19 protein-coding genes are annotated in these 17,375 nt (G+C 70.2%); 11 read left to right on the forward strand and 8 right to left on the reverse strand.

Annotated features, from left to right (window positions below):
* The first annotated feature begins 45 nt into the window (after positions 1–45).
* From sodN to AW274_RS23010, 3 genes are all read left to right on the forward strand, one after another.
* Positions 46–432, forward strand: coding sequence for a superoxide dismutase, Ni (sodN, locus tag AW274_RS23000; RefSeq protein WP_030456454.1), 387 nt, complete (start codon positions 46–48; stop codon positions 430–432).
* Positions 433–590: 158 nt separating this feature from the next.
* Positions 591–1,010: an ATP-binding protein gene (locus AW274_RS23005; RefSeq protein ID WP_030456453.1), complete on the forward strand. Its 420-nt coding sequence runs from the start codon at positions 591–593 to the stop codon at positions 1,008–1,010.
* Positions 1,011–1,027: 17 nt separating this feature from the next.
* Positions 1,028–1,807: an RNA polymerase sigma factor SigF gene (locus tag AW274_RS23010; RefSeq protein WP_083974670.1), complete on the forward strand. Its 780-nt coding sequence runs from the start codon at positions 1,028–1,030 to the stop codon at positions 1,805–1,807.
* A gap of 52 nt (positions 1,808–1,859) precedes the next feature.
* Here the strand turns inward: AW274_RS23010 and AW274_RS23015 are convergent, their stop codons facing one another.
* Positions 1,860–2,240 carry a hypothetical protein gene (locus AW274_RS23015; RefSeq protein ID WP_232320256.1) on the reverse strand — a complete coding sequence of 127 codons (381 nt, stop codon included), beginning with the start codon at positions 2,238–2,240 and terminating at the stop codon, positions 1,860–1,862.
* 35 nt (positions 2,241–2,275) lie between these two features.
* Between AW274_RS23015 and AW274_RS23020 the strand changes: the two genes are divergently transcribed.
* Together AW274_RS23020 and AW274_RS23025 are read left to right on the forward strand one after the other, a co-directional pair.
* Entirely contained in the window at positions 2,276–3,229 is a 954-nt protein-coding gene (locus AW274_RS23020; protein WP_062436097.1) for a diacylglycerol/lipid kinase family protein, read from the forward strand.
* Between the two features lie 274 nt (positions 3,230–3,503).
* Positions 3,504–3,758: a WhiB family transcriptional regulator gene (locus AW274_RS23025; protein WP_030456449.1), complete on the forward strand. Its 255-nt coding sequence runs from the start codon at positions 3,504–3,506 to the stop codon at positions 3,756–3,758.
* Between the two features lie 53 nt (positions 3,759–3,811).
* Here AW274_RS23025 and AW274_RS23030 read toward each other — a convergent pair whose 3' ends face one another.
* Positions 3,812–5,290, reverse strand: a complete 1,479-nt coding sequence (locus tag AW274_RS23030; RefSeq protein WP_062436099.1) for a PAS domain-containing sensor histidine kinase — start codon at positions 5,288–5,290, stop codon at positions 3,812–3,814.
* A 67-nt stretch (positions 5,291–5,357) separates the two neighbouring features.
* On the opposite strand from AW274_RS23030, the gene AW274_RS23035 reads away from it, so the two are divergent.
* The 5 genes from AW274_RS23035 to AW274_RS23055 all read left to right on the forward strand — a co-directional run bounded on the left by AW274_RS23035 (position 5,358) and on the right by AW274_RS23055 (position 10,663).
* A complete protein-coding gene (locus AW274_RS23035; RefSeq protein ID WP_062436101.1) occupies positions 5,358–6,509 on the forward strand; it encodes an 8-amino-7-oxononanoate synthase in 1,152 nt (383 codons plus the stop codon).
* Positions 6,506–7,231: a GntR family transcriptional regulator gene (locus AW274_RS23040; protein ID WP_030456446.1), complete on the forward strand. Its 726-nt coding sequence runs from the start codon at positions 6,506–6,508 to the stop codon at positions 7,229–7,231. The genes AW274_RS23035 and AW274_RS23040 overlap by 4 nt, the downstream gene beginning before the upstream one ends.
* A gap of 10 nt (positions 7,232–7,241) precedes the next feature.
* A complete protein-coding gene (gene bioD, locus AW274_RS23045) occupies positions 7,242–7,964 on the forward strand; it encodes a dethiobiotin synthase (protein WP_062436103.1) in 723 nt (240 codons plus the stop codon).
* Positions 7,961–8,953 carry a biotin synthase BioB gene (gene bioB, locus AW274_RS23050; RefSeq protein WP_062436107.1) on the forward strand — a complete coding sequence of 331 codons (993 nt, stop codon included), beginning with the start codon at positions 7,961–7,963 and terminating at the stop codon, positions 8,951–8,953. Before bioD ends, bioB begins: the two co-directional genes overlap by 4 nt.
* Before the next feature lie 75 nt (positions 8,954–9,028).
* Positions 9,029–10,663: an acetolactate synthase gene (locus tag AW274_RS23055; RefSeq protein ID WP_062436109.1), complete on the forward strand. Its 1,635-nt coding sequence runs from the start codon at positions 9,029–9,031 to the stop codon at positions 10,661–10,663.
* Between the two features lie 38 nt (positions 10,664–10,701).
* On the opposite strand, the gene AW274_RS23060 is transcribed toward AW274_RS23055, so the two are convergent.
* Both AW274_RS23060 and bsaP read right to left on the reverse strand, forming a co-directional pair.
* On the reverse strand, positions 10,702–12,336 hold the full coding sequence (locus AW274_RS23060; RefSeq protein ID WP_062436113.1) for a serine/threonine protein kinase: 1,635 nt from the start codon (positions 12,334–12,336) through the stop codon (positions 10,702–10,704).
* Between the two features lie 139 nt (positions 12,337–12,475).
* Complete coding sequence (bsaP, locus tag AW274_RS43160) at positions 12,476–12,658, reverse strand: biotin synthase auxiliary protein BsaP (protein WP_083974672.1); 183 nt, start codon at positions 12,656–12,658, stop codon at positions 12,476–12,478.
* A 47-nt stretch (positions 12,659–12,705) separates the two neighbouring features.
* On the opposite strand from bsaP, the gene AW274_RS23065 reads away from it, so the two are divergent.
* Complete coding sequence (locus AW274_RS23065; protein WP_062436114.1) at positions 12,706–13,089, forward strand: thioesterase family protein; 384 nt, start codon at positions 12,706–12,708, stop codon at positions 13,087–13,089.
* Here AW274_RS23065 and AW274_RS42115 read toward each other — a convergent pair.
* The 4 genes from AW274_RS42115 to AW274_RS23085 all read right to left on the reverse strand — a co-directional run bounded on the left by AW274_RS42115 (position 13,079) and on the right by AW274_RS23085 (position 17,347).
* Positions 13,079–13,288, reverse strand: a complete 210-nt coding sequence (locus AW274_RS42115) for a biotin/lipoyl-binding carrier protein (protein WP_232320257.1) — start codon at positions 13,286–13,288, stop codon at positions 13,079–13,081. The genes AW274_RS23065 and AW274_RS42115 overlap by 11 nt on opposite strands.
* A gap of 33 nt (positions 13,289–13,321) precedes the next feature.
* Positions 13,322–14,653, reverse strand: a complete 1,332-nt coding sequence (locus tag AW274_RS23075; protein ID WP_062436118.1) for an acetyl-CoA carboxylase biotin carboxylase subunit — start codon at positions 14,651–14,653, stop codon at positions 13,322–13,324.
* Between the two features lie 88 nt (positions 14,654–14,741).
* The gene (locus tag AW274_RS23080; RefSeq protein WP_062436120.1) at positions 14,742–16,007 is read right to left on the reverse strand and encodes an HD-GYP domain-containing protein; all 1,266 of its coding nucleotides are present in this window, start codon (positions 16,005–16,007) and stop codon (positions 14,742–14,744) included.
* Positions 16,004–17,347, reverse strand: a complete 1,344-nt coding sequence (locus AW274_RS23085; RefSeq protein WP_439648783.1) for an HD-GYP domain-containing protein — start codon at positions 17,345–17,347, stop codon at positions 16,004–16,006. The genes AW274_RS23080 and AW274_RS23085 overlap by 4 nt, the downstream gene beginning before the upstream one ends.
* Positions 17,348–17,375 lie beyond the last annotated feature (28 nt).

A 17,375-nucleotide genomic window follows, 5' to 3' on the forward strand; every position in this document is an offset into this window, starting at 1 on the left:
AGCAGTAATGTCGGAACCGCAGCCACTCAGACGAAAGGAACCCCGATGCTTGCCAAGCACGTGGCATCGGCCCATTGTGACCTGCCGTGCGGTGTCTACGACCCCGCCCAGGCGCGTATCGAGGCCGAATCGGTCAAGGCCATCATGCAGAAGTACGCCGACAACGACGACCCGGTGTTCCGCTCGCGCGCCCTCACGATCAAGGAGGAGCGGGCCGAGCTGGTCAAGCACCACCTGTGGGTGCTCTGGACCGACTACTTCAAGCCCCCGCACCTGGAGGCGCACCCGCAGCTCCACCAGCTCTTCTGGGACGCCACCAAGCTCGCCGGCGCCGCCGGCGCCAAGGGCACCGTCGACGTCGCCAAGGCCGACGACCTCCTGGGCAAGATCGACGAGATCGCGAAGATCTTCTGGGAGACGAAGGCCGCGTAGCCTTTCCGCCCCGGACCCCGCGCGATCTCTTGGAGCTTTCCGTGCGGGGTCCGCGCATTTCCGGCATCGGCGCGTCCAAGCCGAGCAATCGCGGTCGAGTGGCGGTAGGTTGCAAACATGCGGCCCCGCGAGATGTGGCCGGCAGGGCAAGGAGGATCGTGACCGACGCAACTGATGTCACAGGGGATCTGGCCGGGATCCGCGACGCCGTGAGCGTACGGCTTCCGGCGGCCAGCGCCTATCTGTCCGTGTTGCGGACCGCGACAGCAGGTCTGGCGGCACGGCTCGACTTCACCATCGACGAGATGGAAGATCTGCGGATCGCCGTCGACGAGGCGTGCGCGATGTTGCTGCGCCACGCCGTCCCCGGCACCGACCTGATCGCGGAGTTCGAGCTGACCGGGCAGGAGATGTCGATCCGGGTCGAGGTCACCACCGTCGGGATCGCCGAGCCCAAACGCGATGACTTCGCCTGGATGGTGCTCACCGCGCTCGCCGACGACGTCGATGCCGTGTCCTCCCCCGATCACATGGCGATCGTGCTGCGCAAGCGGCGAGGCGCGGCGAGGCCGGCGTGACGGAAAGGACCCGTGCCATGGCCACCAGCGACTCCGGAGTCCCGGATCGGGTGCGCGCGCGCAGCCTCTTCGGGGAGCTCGCTGAGCTGCCGGCCGACGACCCGCGCCGCCAGCGCATCCGCGACGAGCTCGTGGAGCTGCACCTTCCGCTGGTGGAATACCTCGCCCGCCGGTTCCGCAACCGCGGCGAGTGGCTCGACGACCTGACCCAGGTGGCCACGATCGGCCTGATCAAGTCGATCGACCGGTTCGACCTGGCCCGGGGGGTCGAGTTCTCGACCTACGCCACCCCGACCATCGTCGGCGAGATCAAGCGCCACTTCCGCGACAAGGGCTGGGCGGTCCGCGTGCCGCGCCGCCTGCAGGAGCTGAAGCTGTCGCTCACCAAGGCGATCAGCGAGCTCTCGCAGCGCGAGGGCCGGGCGCCCACGGTGGCCGAGCTGGCCGCCCATCTCCAGATGACCGAGGAAGAGGTGCTGGAGGGCCTCGAGTCGGCCAACGCCTACTCGACGGTCTCGCTCGACGCGCCCGACTCGGGCGACGACGACGCGCCGGCGGTCTCCGACTCACTCGGCATCGTCGACGAGTCGCTGGAGGGCGTCGAATACCGCGAGTCGCTGAAGCCGCTGCTGGAGCGCCTGCCGCCGCGGGAGAAGCGCATCCTGCTGCTGCGGTTCTTCGGCAACATGACCCAGTCGCAGATCGCCACCGAGCTGGGCATCTCGCAGATGCACGTGTCGCGTCTGCTGGCCCGCACCCTCGCGCAGCTGCGCGAGGGCCTCACGGCGGAAGACTGACGATCCACTTCGGCCGGCGTCGCGAGACGCCGGCCGACCCCTTTTCCGGCCGCTAGACGTCGCCCATGAGGGCGTGGGTCGAGGGCGGCGCGAGAAGAGTGACGAGAATCACGACGGCCGCCACGATGAGTGGCACCCCCCAGGCGAGCTGCCCCGCCTGGATCAGCGTGATCGCCAGCAGCCCGGCGAAGATCTGGGTGACCACAGCGGGCCCCCGGCTCCACCGCATCAGCTGGAGGATCCCCCACGCGACCCAGACCAGGCCGGCGCCCACGGCCAGCGCGAACGCCGCCAGCACGAGCGAGCTCATGACGTCGCCGGCCCCGCCGAGCAGGGTCTCGTAAGCGACCCAGCTGCCGATCGCGACGGCGGCCAGTCCTTCGATCGCGACGGCGCCCGCCGCGACGAGGAGGGTGAACGGACGGTTCTGCACAGTTGGTGAGACTACCCGTCGCATAACCTTCAGGCATGCGGGCACTTCTGCTGGTCAACCCCAAGGCGACCTCGACCAACCGGCGCACGCTCGACGTCCTGCTGCGGGCGCTCGGGGCGGCGGTCGACCTGGAGGTCGCCGAGACCGGATACCGGGGTCACGCGTCGGTGCTGGCCGCCCATGCCAAGGAGAAGGGCTTCGACGCGGTGGCCGTCCTCGGGGGCGACGGGACGGTCAACGAGGTCGCCAACGGGCTGATGGCGGTCGACGACCGGGCCAAGATGATCATCATTCCGGGCGGCAGCGCCAACGTGCTGGCGCGCGCGCTGGGCCTGCCGAACAATCCGGTCGAGGCGACCGGCGCGGTCCTCGAGGCGCTGCGTGAGGGCCGCTCGCGGACGATCAGCCTCGGGCTGGCCGAATGGGATGTTAGCGATTCCGGCACCGGGGCAGGGGTCGAGTCTCGCTACTTCACATTCTGTGCCGACCTCGGCTGGGACGCCGAGGTCATCAGGGCCGTCGAAGGCCTGCGCAGCGCCGGTTACCGGGCTTCGCCGACGCTGTACATGCAGACGGCCCTGCGGCACTACCTCATGACCGACCGGCGGCATCCGGCGATGACCCTGACCCGGCCGGGGCAGCGCGACGTACCGGGGATCTTCCTGGCGATCGTGTCGAACACCGCGCCCTGGACGTTCGTCGGGAGCCGGCCGGTCAACCCGACTCCGTGGGCCGGATTCGACACCGGCCTCGATCTGCTGGCGATGACGAAACTGCGGCTGCCGGCCGTGGTGAACCTGCTCCGGCAGATCGTCGGCGACCCTCAGGGATTGCCGACGGGTAAACACCTCGTTCAAGCACATGACGAGAGTGTTTTCACGATCGAGGCGGCGCGGCCCATCGCACTTCAGCTTGACGGCGACTACCTGGGAGAACGGGAAAGGGTGACATTTCGCTCTATCCCGGACGCGTTACAAGTTCTGGTCTAGACAGTTACAAGCGGTCATAGTGTGACGCATCCGACAGCTAGGACCCGCAAAACCTTCCCCCAAACCTCTTGTGTGCTGTAGGAGTGGCTGAAAAGCTGAACGCGACGTCGGAACGTAGGACCTTTCGAGAGCCACAGCTCACGCCAAGGTTCCCGGCGATCGTCATCGCGAATCTCGTCCCTCAACTTTTCGGGCGGCCGTTCGCGTCAGTTAGTGAATCTGTTCACAAAGGTGCAGGAGCCGCCCAGGCTCCACTTACGAAGGAGTGGAACGCATGGACTGGCGCCACCGCGCTGCCTGCCGTGACGTGGACCCCGAGCTGTTCTTCCCGATCGGCAACACCGGGCCCGCGTTGATGCAGATTGAAGAGGCCAAGCAGGTCTGCCGTCAGTGCACGGTCAGCGAACTGTGCCTGAAGTGGGCTCTGGAGTCGGCGCAGGACGCCGGCGTCTGGGGCGGCCTCAGTGAGGACGAGCGTCGCGCTCTCAAGCGCCGCACCGCCCGGGCCCGCGCCCGTGCCAACGTCTGACCACATACAACCGAATTAGAGCGCGCCCGTATTGCGCGAATATTGCGCACGGGTCAAATCCGGTGAATGTCATTGGTGGGAACGTTCACCGGAATGCTGAGGACGACTTTCGTGCCGCCGCCTTCTCGCGTGGCCATGTTCAGATGCCCGGAGAGTTCTCCCACCACGAGGGTCCGCACGATCTGCAGGCCCAGATTGCTGTTCGTCTCGATGTCGAATCCCGGCGGCAGCCCCTGACCCTCGTCGGCGATCACCATCTGGAGTGTGTCCGGATGGCGCTCCACCCGCACCTCGACGTTGCCCGGCCGCCCGTCGAGCCCGTGCTCCACGGCGTTCTGCAGCAGCTCGGTGAGCACCATCGCGATCGGCGTGGCCACCGCCGCCGGCAGGATGCCGAACGTGCCCGCCCGCCGCAGCGCGACCTGGGCCACCGACACCTCGGCCGTCATCTGGATCACCCGGTCGGCGATCTCGTCGAAGGCGACCAGTTCCTCGGGCATCTGCGCCAGGGTCTCGTGCACGATCGCGATTGATCCGACCCTTCTGACCGCCTCGTCGAGCGCGGCCCGCCCCTCGGGCACCCGCAGGCGGCGCGACTGGAGCCGCAGCAGCGCGGCCACGGTCTGCAGGTTGTTCTTCACCCGGTGGTGGATCTCCCGGATCGTGGCGTCCTTGGTCAGCAGCTCGCGCTCCCGGCGGCGCAGCTCGGTCACGTCGCGCACCAGCACCAGGGCGCCGATGCGCCCCCCGGAGATGATCAGCGGGATGGCCCGCAGCTGGACGACCGTGCCGCCGCGCTCGACCTCGGTCTCCCTCGGCACCTTGCCGCTGGCGACCAGCATCAGGTCTTCGTTGATCGGCTCGTCGCGGTAGCAGAGGTCGGCCGTGGTCTTGCCGAGCTCCGAGCCGACCAGGTCGGCGTGCAGCCCGAGACGGCGGTAGGCGCTCAGCGCGTTGGGCGAGGCGTAGGTGACCCGCCCGGCCCGGTCGAGCCGCAGCAGCCCGTCGCCCACCCTCGGCGACCGCACCAGCATGGGCTCGTCGCCGTGGAAGGGGAAACGGCCCTCGGCGACCATCTGGGCCAGGTCGGAGGCGCTCTGGAGATAGGTCAGCTCCAGCCGCGACGGCGTGCGCGCCGACGACAGGTTGGTCGAGCGCTGGATGACCCCGATGAGCGGCCCGTCGAGGGCGCGGCGGACCGGGATCGTCTCCTCGCGGACCGGCACCCCGGTCGACCAGTCGGGGTCGCCCTCGCGGCAGATCCGCCGCTCCTGCCAGGCCGTCTCGATCAGCGGCCGCTCGCTGCGCCCGATGAAGGAGCCGACGACGTCGTCGTGGTAGACCGTCGGGCCGGTCGTCGGGCGCATCTGGGCGACCGCGATCCAGCCCTCTTCGGCGGGGATCCACAGGATGAGGTCGGCGAAGGACAGGTCGGCGAGCAACTGCCAGTCGGAGACCAGCGAATGCACCCATTCGAGGTCTGCGGCGGACAGATCGGTGTGCTTTGCCACCAGGTCGCTGAGAGTCGGCACCTAGGCATGATGCGTCGTGACACAGGCCGAACGCCAATCGGGACACGGCACCTGGCATCATCTCTCCATGCATGGGCCGATCGATCGACTTCGCCAGGCCGCCGAGCGCCGCGCCGCCGCCGGGCTGACCCGGGTGTTGCGTCCGCGTTCGCCCGACTTCGACGGGCTGCTCGACCTGGCCTCCAACGACTACCTGGGGCTCTGCCGCGATCCCCGGTTGACCGAGGCGGCCGTGGCGGCGACCCGCGAGTGGGGCACCGGCGCGACCGGCTCCCGGCTGGTCACCGGGAGCACCCGCCTCCACCACGAACTGGAGGAGGCCCTGGCGGCCTTCACCCGCTCCCCCAGGTCGCTCGTGTTCTCCTCGGGCTACCTCGCCAACCTCGCGGCCGTGGCGACGCTCGGCCGGGGCGGGCTGGTGGTCTCCGACGCGGGCAACCACGCCTCGATCGTCGACGCGTGCCGGCTGGCCCGCGCGCGTGTGGTGGTGACCCCCCACGGCGACGTCGGCGCCGTCGAGAAGGCGCTGGCCGGCCGCGAGGAGGAGAACGCGGTGGTGGTCACCGACGCGGTCTTCTCCGTCGACGGCGACCTCGCGCCGCTGGGGGCGCTCTCCGAGGCGGCCGTACGGAATGGAGCGCTCCTCGTCGTCGACGAGGCCCACGCGCTCGGCGTCGTCGGGGAATACGGCCGCGGGGCGGTTCACAATGCCGGACTTGCGGGGAATGCTCACATTGTGAGAACCGTCACGTTGTCGAAGTCGCTCGGCTCCCAGGGCGGCGCCGTGCTGGGCGCGCCGGAGGTGATCGACACCCTCGTCGACACCGGCCGGTCGTTCATCTTCGACACCGGCCTCGCCCCCGCGAGCGCCGGAGCGGCCCTCGCCGCGCTGCGCATCCTCGAAGAGGAGCCTGACCTGCCGAAACGAGCCCGGGAAATCGCCCTCGCCCTGGCCTCGACCGCCCGCGAACTGGGGTTCGAGACCACCGAGCCGGCCGCCGCCGTGGTGCCGGTGGTGCTGGGCGACCCCCACCGGGCCCTGGCCGCGGCCGCGACCTGCGCGGACCACGGTGTGAAGGTCGGCTGCTTCCGACCGCCTTCGGTCCCCGACGGACGGTCTTGCCTAAGGTTGACCGCTCGGGCCAATCTGGGGTCCGATGATCTCGCGGTGACCGGGCGCGCGCTCGCCGCCGTGGCCGGAACGAAGGTGACCGCGTGACCGAAGACACTCCCCGGGTGCCGAAGTACTACGACGTCAAACGTAGCCTGCTCGAGCTCACCAAGAGCCTGCCCGCCGGGAGTGCCCTGCCCCCCGAGCGCACCCTCGCGGTGCGCTTCGAGACCTCGCGCACGACGGTACGCCAGGCGCTGACCGAACTCGTCGTCGAGGGCCGCCTGATCCGCATCCAGGGCAAGGGCACCTTCGTCGCCCAGCCCAAGGTCGCCCAGGTCCTCCAGCTCACCTCGTACGTCCAGGACCTGCGGACCGTCGGCCTCGAACCCGACACCAAGATCCTCGACATCTCCTACATCACCGCCGACGAGGCCCTCGGCCGGCGGCTGGCCATCAACCCCGGCGGCCGGGTGCTGCGCATCCACCGCCTCCGCCTGGCCAACGGCGAACCGATGTCGATCGACACCACCCACCTCTCGGCGCGGCGATTCCCACGGCTGCGGCGCGAGCTGGAGGGCCACCCCTCGCTGTACGAGACGCTGCACAACGCCTACAGCGTGCGGCTCTCCGACGCCGAGGAGATCATCGAGACGGTCCTGGCCACGCCCTACGACTCGCAGGTCCTCGGCGTCGACATCGGCCTGCCGATGCTGATGCTGACCCGGCACGCCTTCGACGCCGACGGCAACCCGGTCGAGTGGGCGCAGTCCCTCTATCGGGGCGACCGCTACAAGTTCGTCACACGGCTGCGGCGTCCGACTCCGTAATCTTGGCCGGATGAGCGTTCTTGTGGTGACCGGCACCGACACCGGTGTCGGGAAGACCGTGGTCACGGCCGCCGTCACGGCCCTGGCGATCGAGCGGGGCGGCCCCGTGGCGGTGGTCAAACCGGCCCAGACCGGTGTCGGGAAGACGGAGCCGGGCGACCTCGACGAGGTGATCCGGCTCTCGGGCGCGACGAACACCTTCGAGTTCGCCCGCTACCCCGACCCGCTGAGCCCGGCCGCCGCCGCGCGGACGTCGGGCCTGCCCGCCCTCGACCTGGCCGAGACGGCCAAGCGCATCACCGAACTCGCCGAGTCGCACCGGCTCGTCGTGGTCGAGGGCGCGGGCGGCCTGCTGGTCAGGTTCGACGAAGAAGGCGCCACCCTGGCCGACCTGGCCCACACGCTGAAGGCGCAGGTGCTGGTCGTGGCACGGGCGGGGCTGGGCACCCTCAACCACACGGCGCTGACGCTGGAGGCGATGGCCAACCACGGGCTCGACCTCGCCGGCGTGGTCATCGGGTCGTGGCCGGCGGAGCCCGGCCTGGCCGAACGGTGCAACGTGGCCGACCTCGAGATGCTGGCGGCCAGGCCGCTGGCGGGAGCCGTACCGGAGAACTGCTCGGGCCTGTCGCGGCCCGCTTTCACGAAGCTCGCACGCGCCTCGCTGGGGGCGCCGCTGGGCGGCGCGTTCGACCCGTCGGCCTTCCGGACCGCCCTTAGGATTTCCCAATGACCATCCTGGAGATCGCCAGAACGCAGGTGCTCGACGAGGGCAGGGGCTTGACGCGGGAGCAGGCGCTCGAATGCCTGAACCTGCCCGACGAGAGCCTGCCCGACCTCCTCGCCCTCGCCCACGAGGTGCGGATGAAGTGGTGCGGCCCGGAGGTCGAGGTCGAGGGGATCATCTCCCTGAAGACCGGCGGCTGCCCGGAGGACTGCCACTTCTGCTCCCAGTCGGGGCAGTTCACCTCCCCCGTGCGTTCCGTGTGGCTGGACATCGACGAGCTGGTGAAGGCCGCCGTCGAGACCGCCCAGACCGGGGCCACCGAGTTCTGCATCGTCGCGGCCGTGCGCGGGCCCGACAAGCGCCTGATGGACCAGGTCCGCGAGGGCGTCAAGGCCATCAAGGAGGCCGTCGACATCAACGTGGCGTGCTCGCTGGGCATGCTGACGCAGGCCCAGGTCGACGAGCTGGCCGAGATGGGCGTGCACCGCTACAACCACAACCTCGAGACCTGTAGGTCCCACTTCGGCAACGTGGTCACCACCCACACGTGGGAGGAGCGCTGGGACACCTGCCTGATGGTGCGCGAGGCCGGCATGGAGTTGTGCTGCGGCGGCCTCATCGGCATGGGCGAGACGATCGAGCAGCGGGCCGAGTTCGCCGCCCAGCTCGGCGAGCTCCAGCCCGACGAGGTGCCGCTCAACTTCCTCAACCCCCGTCCCGGCACCCCGTTCGCCGACTACCCGGTCGTCGAGGGCGCCGAGGCCCTGAAGACAATCGCGACCTTCCGCCTCGCACTACCGCGAACCATCCTCCGGTACGCCGGCGGACGTGAACTGACCCTTGGCGACCTGGGCACTCGTGCGGGCATGATGGGTGGCATCAACGCGATCATCGTGGGCAACTACCTGACCACCCTCGGCCGCCCCCCAGCCGAAGATCTGGCTCTGCTGACCGACCTGAAGATGCCGATCAAGGCCCTGTCCCAGACGCTCTAGACCAGGAGGGTTCGTTCGCCCGCGGCCAGGGCAGCTCGTAGGTCCCACTAGTTAACCGACTGGTAGGTTTCACGAATGAGCAAGCACGCGGGCGACGTCGCTGTCGGCGTCTCCAAGGCATACGGCGTCGACACGATGTTCACCCTGTCCGGTGGCCACGTCTTCCCCCTCTACGACGGCGCCGTCCACGAAGATCTGCGCATCCTCGACGTACGTCATGAGCAGAGCGCCGTTTTCGCCGCCGAGGCGACGGCGCGGCTCACTCGCAAACCGGGCCTGGCGGTGCTCACGGCCGGGCCCGGCATCACCAACGGCGTCTCCGGCGTGGCGACGGCCCACTTCAACGGCAGCCCGGTCGTGATCCTCGGCGGCCGGGCCCCGCAGTCGCGCTGGGGTTCGGGCGCGCTCCAGGAGATGGACCACCCGCCCCTGTTCGACTCCATCACCAAGCTGGCCTTCACCGGTTCCGGCGCCGACTCGATCGGCCAGGACGTCGAGATGGCCTTCCGTACCGCGCTCGCCCCCCATCGCGGCCCGGTGTTCCTCGACTTCTACATGGACCACCTGTTCGCGCCCTCCCCCTCGGTCGAGACCGAGACGCTCGCGCCCTCGCCGCTCGAACCCGACACCGACCATCTGGCCGCCATCGCCGCGTTGATCGCCGAGGCCGAGCGGCCGATGCTGGTCGTCGGCTCCGACGTGTGGATGGACCGCGCCGAAGAGGCCGTGCGCGACTTCGCCGAGGAGTTCCGCCTCCCGGTGGTGCCCAACGGCCAGGGGCGCGGCATCCTGCCCTCGGGCCACGAGCTGCTGGTCACCCGCGCCCGCGGGCTGGCGTTCTCGCAGGCCGACCTGGTCATCGTGGCGGGCACCCCGCTCGACTTCCGGCTCAACTACGGCTGGTTCGGCGGCAAGCAGGGGGCGCCGCTCGCGCGGGTCGTCCACCTGGCCGACGCGCCCTCCCAGCTGGCCACCCACACCGGCCTCGCCGGTTCGGCCGCGGGCGACCTGTCGCTGGTGTTCTGGGGGCTGGCGGCGGCGTGCCGCACCGCGAGCGTGAAACCCCGCGACGAATGGACGACCAAGCTCGCCGAGGCGGCCAAGGCGGCCATCGCCGAAGACGCCGAACTGCTCGCCTCCGACAGCGACCCGATCCACCCGATGCGCATCTACGGCGAGCTCAACCGCCAGCTGGCCGACGACGCGGTCGTCATCGGCGACGGCGGCGACTTCGTCTCCTACGCCGGCAAGTACGTCGAGCCCAAGCGCCCCGGCCACTGGCTCGACCCCGGCCCCTACGGCTGCCTGGGCACCGGCCTCGGCTACTCCATCGCCGCCCGCCTGGCCCGCCCGTCGTCGCAGGTCGTGCTCCTGCTCGGCGACGGCGCCGCCGGCTTCTCGCTGATGGACGTCGACACGCTGGTCCGCCACAAGCTGCCGGTCGTCATGATCTGCGGCAACAACGGCATGTGGGGCCTGGAGAAACACCCCATGCAGATGTTGTACGGCTACGACGTCGCCGCCGACCTCCAGCCCCAGTGCCGTTACGACCAGGTCGTGACCGCGCTCGGCGGGGGCGGCGAACTCGTCACCAAGCCCTCCGAGATCGGGCCGGCCCTGCAGCGCGCGTTCGACTCGGGCGTGCCCTACATGGTGAACATCGCGACCGACCCCGAGATCGCCTACCCGCGCAACACGACGGGCGTCTGACGACGTGGCGGTGACGGCGAGCCGTCACCGCCACCCTGCTACGGAGTGGTGCCGGTGCCCGTCGAGGCCGCCGAGGGAGACGGCGACGGCGAGGGCGCCGGGCAGGCGATCCGCCGCACGTAGACGGTGATCGTCGAGCCTTCGGCCGCCTGCGTCGAGCCCTTCGGGTTCTGCGAGTAGACCTCGGTGCAGCCCAGACCGGTGTCGCCCTTGGTCTGGAACGAGCCCTGGAAACCGTTCTTGAGCAGCGCCGACTCGGCGGCGTCTGCCGACATCTTCCAGAGCAGCGGGACGGTCCGCATCTCCTTGGTCGGAGTCGGCGACGGCTTCGGCGGCGTCTTCGACGGCTTGGGCGAGGGGCTCGGCGAAGGAGTGGGCGAGGGCTCTTCGGAGGGCTCCTCCGACGGCTCCTCGGTCAGCGACGGCTTGGCGGTGACCGACGGCTTCGGCGGCTTGCTGGTGCGTATTCTCGACGGGCTCGCAGAAGGGGTCGGCTCCTCCGCGGCGAGGTTCGTCTTGCCGGGCGAAACAGCAGAACCCGGATCGGTGCCGGGGCCGTTGATGATGTTCACGCCCGCCCAGCCGATGCCGACCGACGCGAACACCCCCGCGACGATGGCGACGATCGTCAGGCCGCGCTTGCCCTTGTTGCTCTGCTTGCGCCGGCCGCCCGGCCCCGCCGGGGTCGTCTCGGGCGTGACGGCGGTCGTGCGGAAGCTGCCGGTCGCCGGGTAGTTGCCCGTCGCGGCGTAGGCGCCGGTCGCCGGAGGCTCGTACCAGTCGCCCGTCTTCGGGAACACGCCCGACGTCGCCTGGGCCGGGTTGGGCTGGGTCAGCGACGCGCCGGGGTTGGCGGCCTGCCGGGCCGCCTGGCTCATCGCCATGGCCGTCGGCCAGCGTTCGGCCGGCGACTTCAGCAGAGCGCGTTCCACGAAGTGGCGGATGTGCGGCGGGATGTCGGCCGGCAGCGGCGGCGGCTGCTCGCGGATGTGCTTGAGCGCGATCGTGACCGGGGTGTCGCCGTCGAAGGGGCGCCGCCCGGCCAGGCACTCGTAGGCGACCACGCCGAGCGCGTAGATGTCGACGGCCGGGGTCACCGGCTCGCCCTCGGCCTGCTCGGGCGCGCAGTAGGCGGCGGTGCCGAGCACCATGCCGGCGTCGGTCAGCCGGCTCGCGGCGTCGGAACGGGCGATGCCGAAGTCGGTGAGGACGAGGGTGCCGTCGGCCTGCACGAGCAAATTGCCCGGCTTCACGTCGCGGTGCACGATGCCCCGGTCGTGGACGGCCTGGATCGCCGCCGCGGCCTGCCCGATGAGCTCCATGACCGCTTCGGGACGGATGCGCCCTATCCGCAGCAGCAGCCGGTCGAGCGGCTCGCCGTCGACGAACTTCATCACCAGGTAGGCGGTCGGCCCGTCACCCGGGACGTCGGTCACCCCGTAGTCGTAGACGTCGACCACGCCGGGGTGGTTGATGAGCGCCATGGCGCGCGCCTCACCCTGGAAGCGCGCCCCGAAGCCGGGGTCGTCGAGACGACCCGGGAGCAGCACCTTGACGGCGACCGTGCGCGCGAGGACGGTGTCTTCCCCGCGCCAGACCTCGCCCATTCCGCCAGCGCCGATGCGCTGGTCCAATCGGTAGCGCCCGGCCAGCGTCGTCCCTTGGGCAACCATGCCCCCGGATACCCCCTATGTCACTGACCACTGTCGTGCGGGAAGTCTAGCGGGCACCGGCAAAATCGGCCGGTAAGCCCAGATCTCCCAGGAATCCCTCACCATAACGGTCAGAACACAGGTTTGGTTCAGGCTCCGTTCAGGCTGCGGTGAGCCCGTGTTGCGAACAGCGCGCCGACCAGCCCGTCGGCGTCACCTGAACGGTCATCCGGCGGCGGCACTTGGCGCAGTAGCGCGGCGGTTCCATCTCACGGGCGCCCTGGCAGCCCCCGTGGTCGCCGTCGTCCGAAAGGCCCCCGCAGTGGTCGCAGTAAAGGTCCACGTCACACCTTTCGATCGGTTGGAGGGTCGAGCTACTAGCATCCCACCATGGCGCTGACGCCCGGACTGCGGGCCAACCGATTGATCATGGTGGAGAAGAGCGACACCGCGGAGAGGCTCGGCAGCGGCGACGTGCCCGTGCTGGGCACGCCGAGGCTGCTGGCGCTCGCCGAGGGCCTGACCTGCGAGGCGATCGGCGGGCAGCTGACGCCCGAGCAGACCTCGGTCGGCGTGCGGGTCGAGCTCCAGCACCTCGCGGCGAGCGGGCTGGGCGCCCACGTCGAGATCTCGGCCGAGCTGGTCGAGGTCGAGGGGCGCCGCCTGGTCTTCGCCTTCACCGCGGCCCACCTCGACGGCTCGGTCGTCGCCACCGGCGTGATCGAGCGGGTCGTGGTCGACCGCGAGAAGTTCCTCTCGCGCGCTACTCGATGACGGCGATCAGGTCGCCTTCCTGGACGACGTCGCCTTCGGAGACCTTGATGGCGACCACGCCGTCGTCTTCGGCGATGACCGGGATCTCCATCTTCATGGACTCCAGGATCACCAGGGTGTCTCCGTCGGACACCGTCTCACCTTCGGTGACGACGACCTTCCAGACGTTCGCCACCATCTCCGCGCGTACCTCAGCCACCACTGTCTCCCATCGAACCTCTGTCGTTCCGGATCACGATCTCATGCGGGACACCAGGCCGGTGTCATAGTCGCCGCTGACGAACTCGGGGTGGTCGAGGAGTTCGGCGCAGAACGGCAGGTTGTGCTTGGGCCCGGAGATCGTGAAGCCCGCGACGGCGGCCTTGGCGCGCTCGATCGCCTCGGCGCGGGTGGCGCCGTAGACGCAGAGCTTGGCCATCAGCGGGTCGTAGAAGGGGGTGACGGTGTTGCCGGCCTCGTAGCCGGAGTCGACGCGCACACCTTCGCCCGAGGGTTCGGTCCACGCGGTGACGTGGCCGGGGCCGGGCAGGAAGCGCTTGGGGTCTTCGGCGTACACGCGGAACTCGATGGCGTGGCCGCGCGGGGTGACGTCGAGATCGACGTCCTCGCCGGCGGCGATGCGCAGCTGGGCGGCGACGAGGTCGACGCCGGTGACGAGCTCGGTGACCGGGTGCTCGACCTGCAGGCGGGTGTTCATCTCGAGGAACACGAAGTCCTGCGCGTCGGCGTCGACGAGGCACTCGACGGTGCCGGCGCCCCGGTAGGCGACCGCCGCGCCCGCGCGGGCCGCCGCCGCGAGCATGCGCTCACGCAGCTCGGGGGTGATGCCCGGCGACGGCGACTCCTCGACGACCTTCTGGTGGCGGCGCTGCACCGAGCAGTCGCGCTCGCCCAGGGCCAGCACCCGGCCGTCGTTGAGGCCGAGGATCTGCACCTCGACGTGGCGGGCCCGCTCGATGTAGCGCTCGAGCAGGATCGCGGGGGTGCCGCCGAAGCGGGCCGCCGCACGGGACGCCTGCTCGAAGGCCTTGGCGAGGCTGTCTTCGTCGTGGGCGACGCCCATGCCGATGCCGCCGCCGCCCCCGGCGGTCTTCACCATGACCGGGTAGCCGATCTTCGCGGCGGCCTTGGTGGCCTCCTCGATCGTGGTGACCGGTTCGCGGGTGCCCGCGGCGACCGGCACGCCGGCGGCCTCCATGAGGTTCCGCGCGTTGATCTTGTCGCCCATCTGGACGATGGCCTCGGGCGAGGGGCCGATCCACGTGAGCCCGGCGGCCATGACGGCGCGGGCGAACTCGGCGTTCTCGGAGAAGAAGCCGTAGCCGGGGTGGATCGCCTGCGCGCCGGTGGCGCGGGCGGCGGCCAGGACCTGGGCCTGGTCGAGGTAACTCTGCGCCGGATTGGCCGGGCCGATGTTCACCGACTCGACGGCCTCACGAACGAAGGGCAGGTCGGCGTCGGCCTCGGAGTGGACGGCGATCGACCTGATCCCCATCTCGTTGAGGGTCCGGATGATCCTGCGAGCGATTTCGCCGCGATTGGCGACCAAGACTGACTCGAACACGCAGCCAACCTTACGGCCCGGAAGATCCCGCGCCGTGCACTCTTGAGCACTGATCGTTACGCCTCAAACTGTAGGAAGCCCACAATTGTCACAGTCTGTTGACCGGGACGAGCCGGTCGATGACGGTGGCCATCGCCTCGACGACGCCGGGGTCGTACTGGGTTCCGCCGTCGAGCCGCATGCGTTCGAGCGCGGCGGCCGCGCGGTCGCGGTTGGTGGATCCGCTCACCAGGTCGTCGTAGGCGTTGGCGGCCCTGATGATGCGGCTGGCCAGCGGCGGACGTTCTTCGAGCGGGTCGCACTGGCGGCGCACGATGTCGGCGACCTGGTTGAGCACACCGGTCTTGCGGATGACCTCGGCGCCGAGTTCGGCGATGCGGCGGGCCTGCTCGGGGTCGGTCAGCACGGTCGCGCCGCCGGGGATGGGGTCGGTCAGGCTCAGTTGTCCGATGTCGTGCATGAGGGCGGCGTACTCGAGTTCGAGCAGTTCGGGTTCGGCCATGCCGAGGTCGCGGCCGATGGCCACGGCGAGGCGGCTGACCCGGCGCGAGTGCCCCGGCTCGACGTAGCCGCCGACCTCGGTGACCCGTGCGAGCGCCCTGATGGTCTGCAGGTACGTCGCCCGGATGCCGGCGTACTTGCGGAAGGCGACCTGGGTGACGAGCAGCGGCGCGGCGAAGGCCAGCAGCGCGGTCAGCTCCATGCTGTGCAGGGCGAGCGCGAGCAGGATGCCGCTGGCCGCCACGGCGGCGCCGAGAGGCGCGGCCATGCGCGCCTCGTCGCGTACGGCGACCGAGAACGCAGTGCGGACCTGTTCGGCCCGCAGCAGCCCGGCCACGACGACGTCGACGGCGAGCGCCACCGCGATGAGCAGCACCATCACCAGCAGCGCCACCCACCACGCCCCGCCCGGCTCCGGACGCAGCGCGTCGGCGAACGGCCGGAACGCGAAGGCCAGCAGCGAACCGCAGATGAGCCGCCGGGCCAGCGCGTCGAGCCGGGGCGCGCGCCCGACGGCCAGGTGCGGCAGCCCGCCGGCGATCATGCCGACGGCCATGACGGCGACGACCTGCAGCGCAGAGTGGGCCGCCTGCTCGCCGCCGACGTAGAGCAGCAGCGCGTAGCCGAACGCGGCGGCGGTGCTGATCGGCGCCACCTCGCGGTTGCCCGGCATCGTCAGCCGGGCCAGCTCGCCGCAGGTGATGAGCGCGCCGAACCCGATCGCCACCTGGGAGTCGACCAGCCCGACGGCGGCCGTGTGGGAGATACCGGCGACCGCGAGCATGCCCCCGGCGCAGATCAGCAGCAGTTGCCCCGAGTCGAGGCCCTGGATGCCCCGGGTCTCGCTCGTCATCGGTCGGACACCACCTGGATCGGCGTGGTCGGGTCGTCGTGGTCTTTGGCGGCGGTGACCACCGGCATGCCGCTGGGCGCGGGCACGCTCGCGGGCGGGTTCCAGCCGTCGCGGTCGAGCGCCCGGATGAACGCCCCCACGATGATCGGGTCGAACTGGGTGCCCGACCACTTGCGCAGCTCGGCCACCGCCTCCTCCTGCGGTTTGGCCTTGCGGTAGGACCGGTCGGAGGTCATCGAGTCGAAGGCGTCGGCGACGCAGATGATCCGGGCGAACTCGGGGATCTCCGCCCCGGCCAGGCCCATCGGATAACCCCGGCCGTCGTATCTCTCGTGGTGGTGCATGATCCCGGCGAACGCCTCGTCGAGGAAGCCGATGCCGCGCACGATCTCGAGCCCGCGCATGGGGTGGAGCTGGATGGCGGCGAACTCCTCTTCGGTCAGCACGCCGTCTTTCTGCAGGACCTTGGTCGGCACGCCGAGCTTGCCGACGTCGTGGAGCATGCCGGCGTAGCGGATGGCGTGGAGCCGCTCGGTGCCCATGCCGATCTCCTCGGCGATCATCGACGAGGCGGCCGACACGCGGGTGCAGTGGCCCCGGGTGTACCAGTCTTTGGTCTCCACGGCCTGGCAGAGCGCGGCGATGGTGGCCTCGTAGGAGCGGTGCTGCGCGTGGTACTGCCCGAACGCCCAGCGGGCGACGAACAGCGGCAGCAGGACCAGCACGGCCGAGATCGACTGGACGGTGGCCCACAGGCCCGCGATGAGGAGGCCGAAGGTGGCGTACCCGAGGTAGGAGAGCAGGAACTGCGCCACGTCGGGCACCGGCACCTGGCGTTTGCCGACGCCCTCGGCCAGGGCCAGGATCAGCGCGGTCAGCGCGAAGTTGAGCGCCACGAACACGAAGGTCGCGGCGCCGTAGGGCAGGATGATCTCGGGGAAGTCGGTGCGCTGAGGCAGCCCCGGCTCACCCCCGGCCAGGGTGTAGACCCACCCGGCGGCGTAGCCCGAGATGAGGAACTGGGCCCCGTTGAACAGGCGTTTGTGGGTGGCGAGCCCAGGTCGTACGGAGAAGACCGCCGTGGCGGCGACGAGCGCCGCGCCTTCGGGACCGACCAGCACCACCGCGGCGAGCGCCGCCGAGAAGCTGACCGAGATCGCGGCCTGACGCACGCTCAGCTGGGTCGGCACCGACTCGCAGACGAGGAAGAGCAGCGCGAGGACCAGCGTCGACGACCAGTCGAGCCGGTCATAGGCCTGCGAGCTCCGGAGGAGCAGAATTCCGGCCGCCCCGATGCACAGGACGAAGTAGATCTTCGCCGGCCACGGCATTTCGCGCAAAGCGGCCATCCCTCAAAGAAGGCGCGTC

The organism is Herbidospora daliensis (assembly GCF_001570585.1).
Lineage (GTDB): Bacteria > Actinomycetota > Actinomycetes > Streptosporangiales > Streptosporangiaceae > Herbidospora > Herbidospora daliensis.

What these genes read in the sequence shown, in the direction of transcription:
- AW274_RS23080 (WP_062436120.1), bottom strand. Translation starts at nt 16,007, where the DNA reads ATGACGAGCGAGACCCGGGGCATCCAGGGCCTCGACTCGGGGCAACTG.
- AW274_RS23035 (WP_062436101.1), top strand. Translation starts at nt 5,358, where the DNA reads ATGCATGGGCCGATCGATCGACTTCGCCAGGCCGCCGAGCGCCGCGCC.
- AW274_RS23025 (WP_030456449.1), top strand. Translation starts at nt 3,504, where the DNA reads ATGGACTGGCGCCACCGCGCTGCCTGCCGTGACGTGGACCCCGAGCTG.
- sodN (WP_030456454.1), top strand. Translation starts at nt 46, where the DNA reads ATGCTTGCCAAGCACGTGGCATCGGCCCATTGTGACCTGCCGTGCGGT.
- AW274_RS23010 (WP_083974670.1), top strand. Translation starts at nt 1,028, where the DNA reads ATGGCCACCAGCGACTCCGGAGTCCCGGATCGGGTGCGCGCGCGCAGC.
- bioB (WP_062436107.1), top strand. Translation starts at nt 7,961, where the DNA reads ATGACCATCCTGGAGATCGCCAGAACGCAGGTGCTCGACGAGGGCAGG.
- AW274_RS23065 (WP_062436114.1), top strand. Translation starts at nt 12,706, where the DNA reads ATGGCGCTGACGCCCGGACTGCGGGCCAACCGATTGATCATGGTGGAG.
- AW274_RS23060 (WP_062436113.1), bottom strand. Translation starts at nt 12,336, where the DNA reads ATGGTTGCCCAAGGGACGACGCTGGCCGGGCGCTACCGATTGGACCAG.
- AW274_RS23055 (WP_062436109.1), top strand. Translation starts at nt 9,029, where the DNA reads ATGAGCAAGCACGCGGGCGACGTCGCTGTCGGCGTCTCCAAGGCATAC.
- bioD (WP_062436103.1), top strand. Translation starts at nt 7,242, where the DNA reads ATGAGCGTTCTTGTGGTGACCGGCACCGACACCGGTGTCGGGAAGACC.
- AW274_RS23020 (WP_062436097.1), top strand. Translation starts at nt 2,276, where the DNA reads ATGCGGGCACTTCTGCTGGTCAACCCCAAGGCGACCTCGACCAACCGG.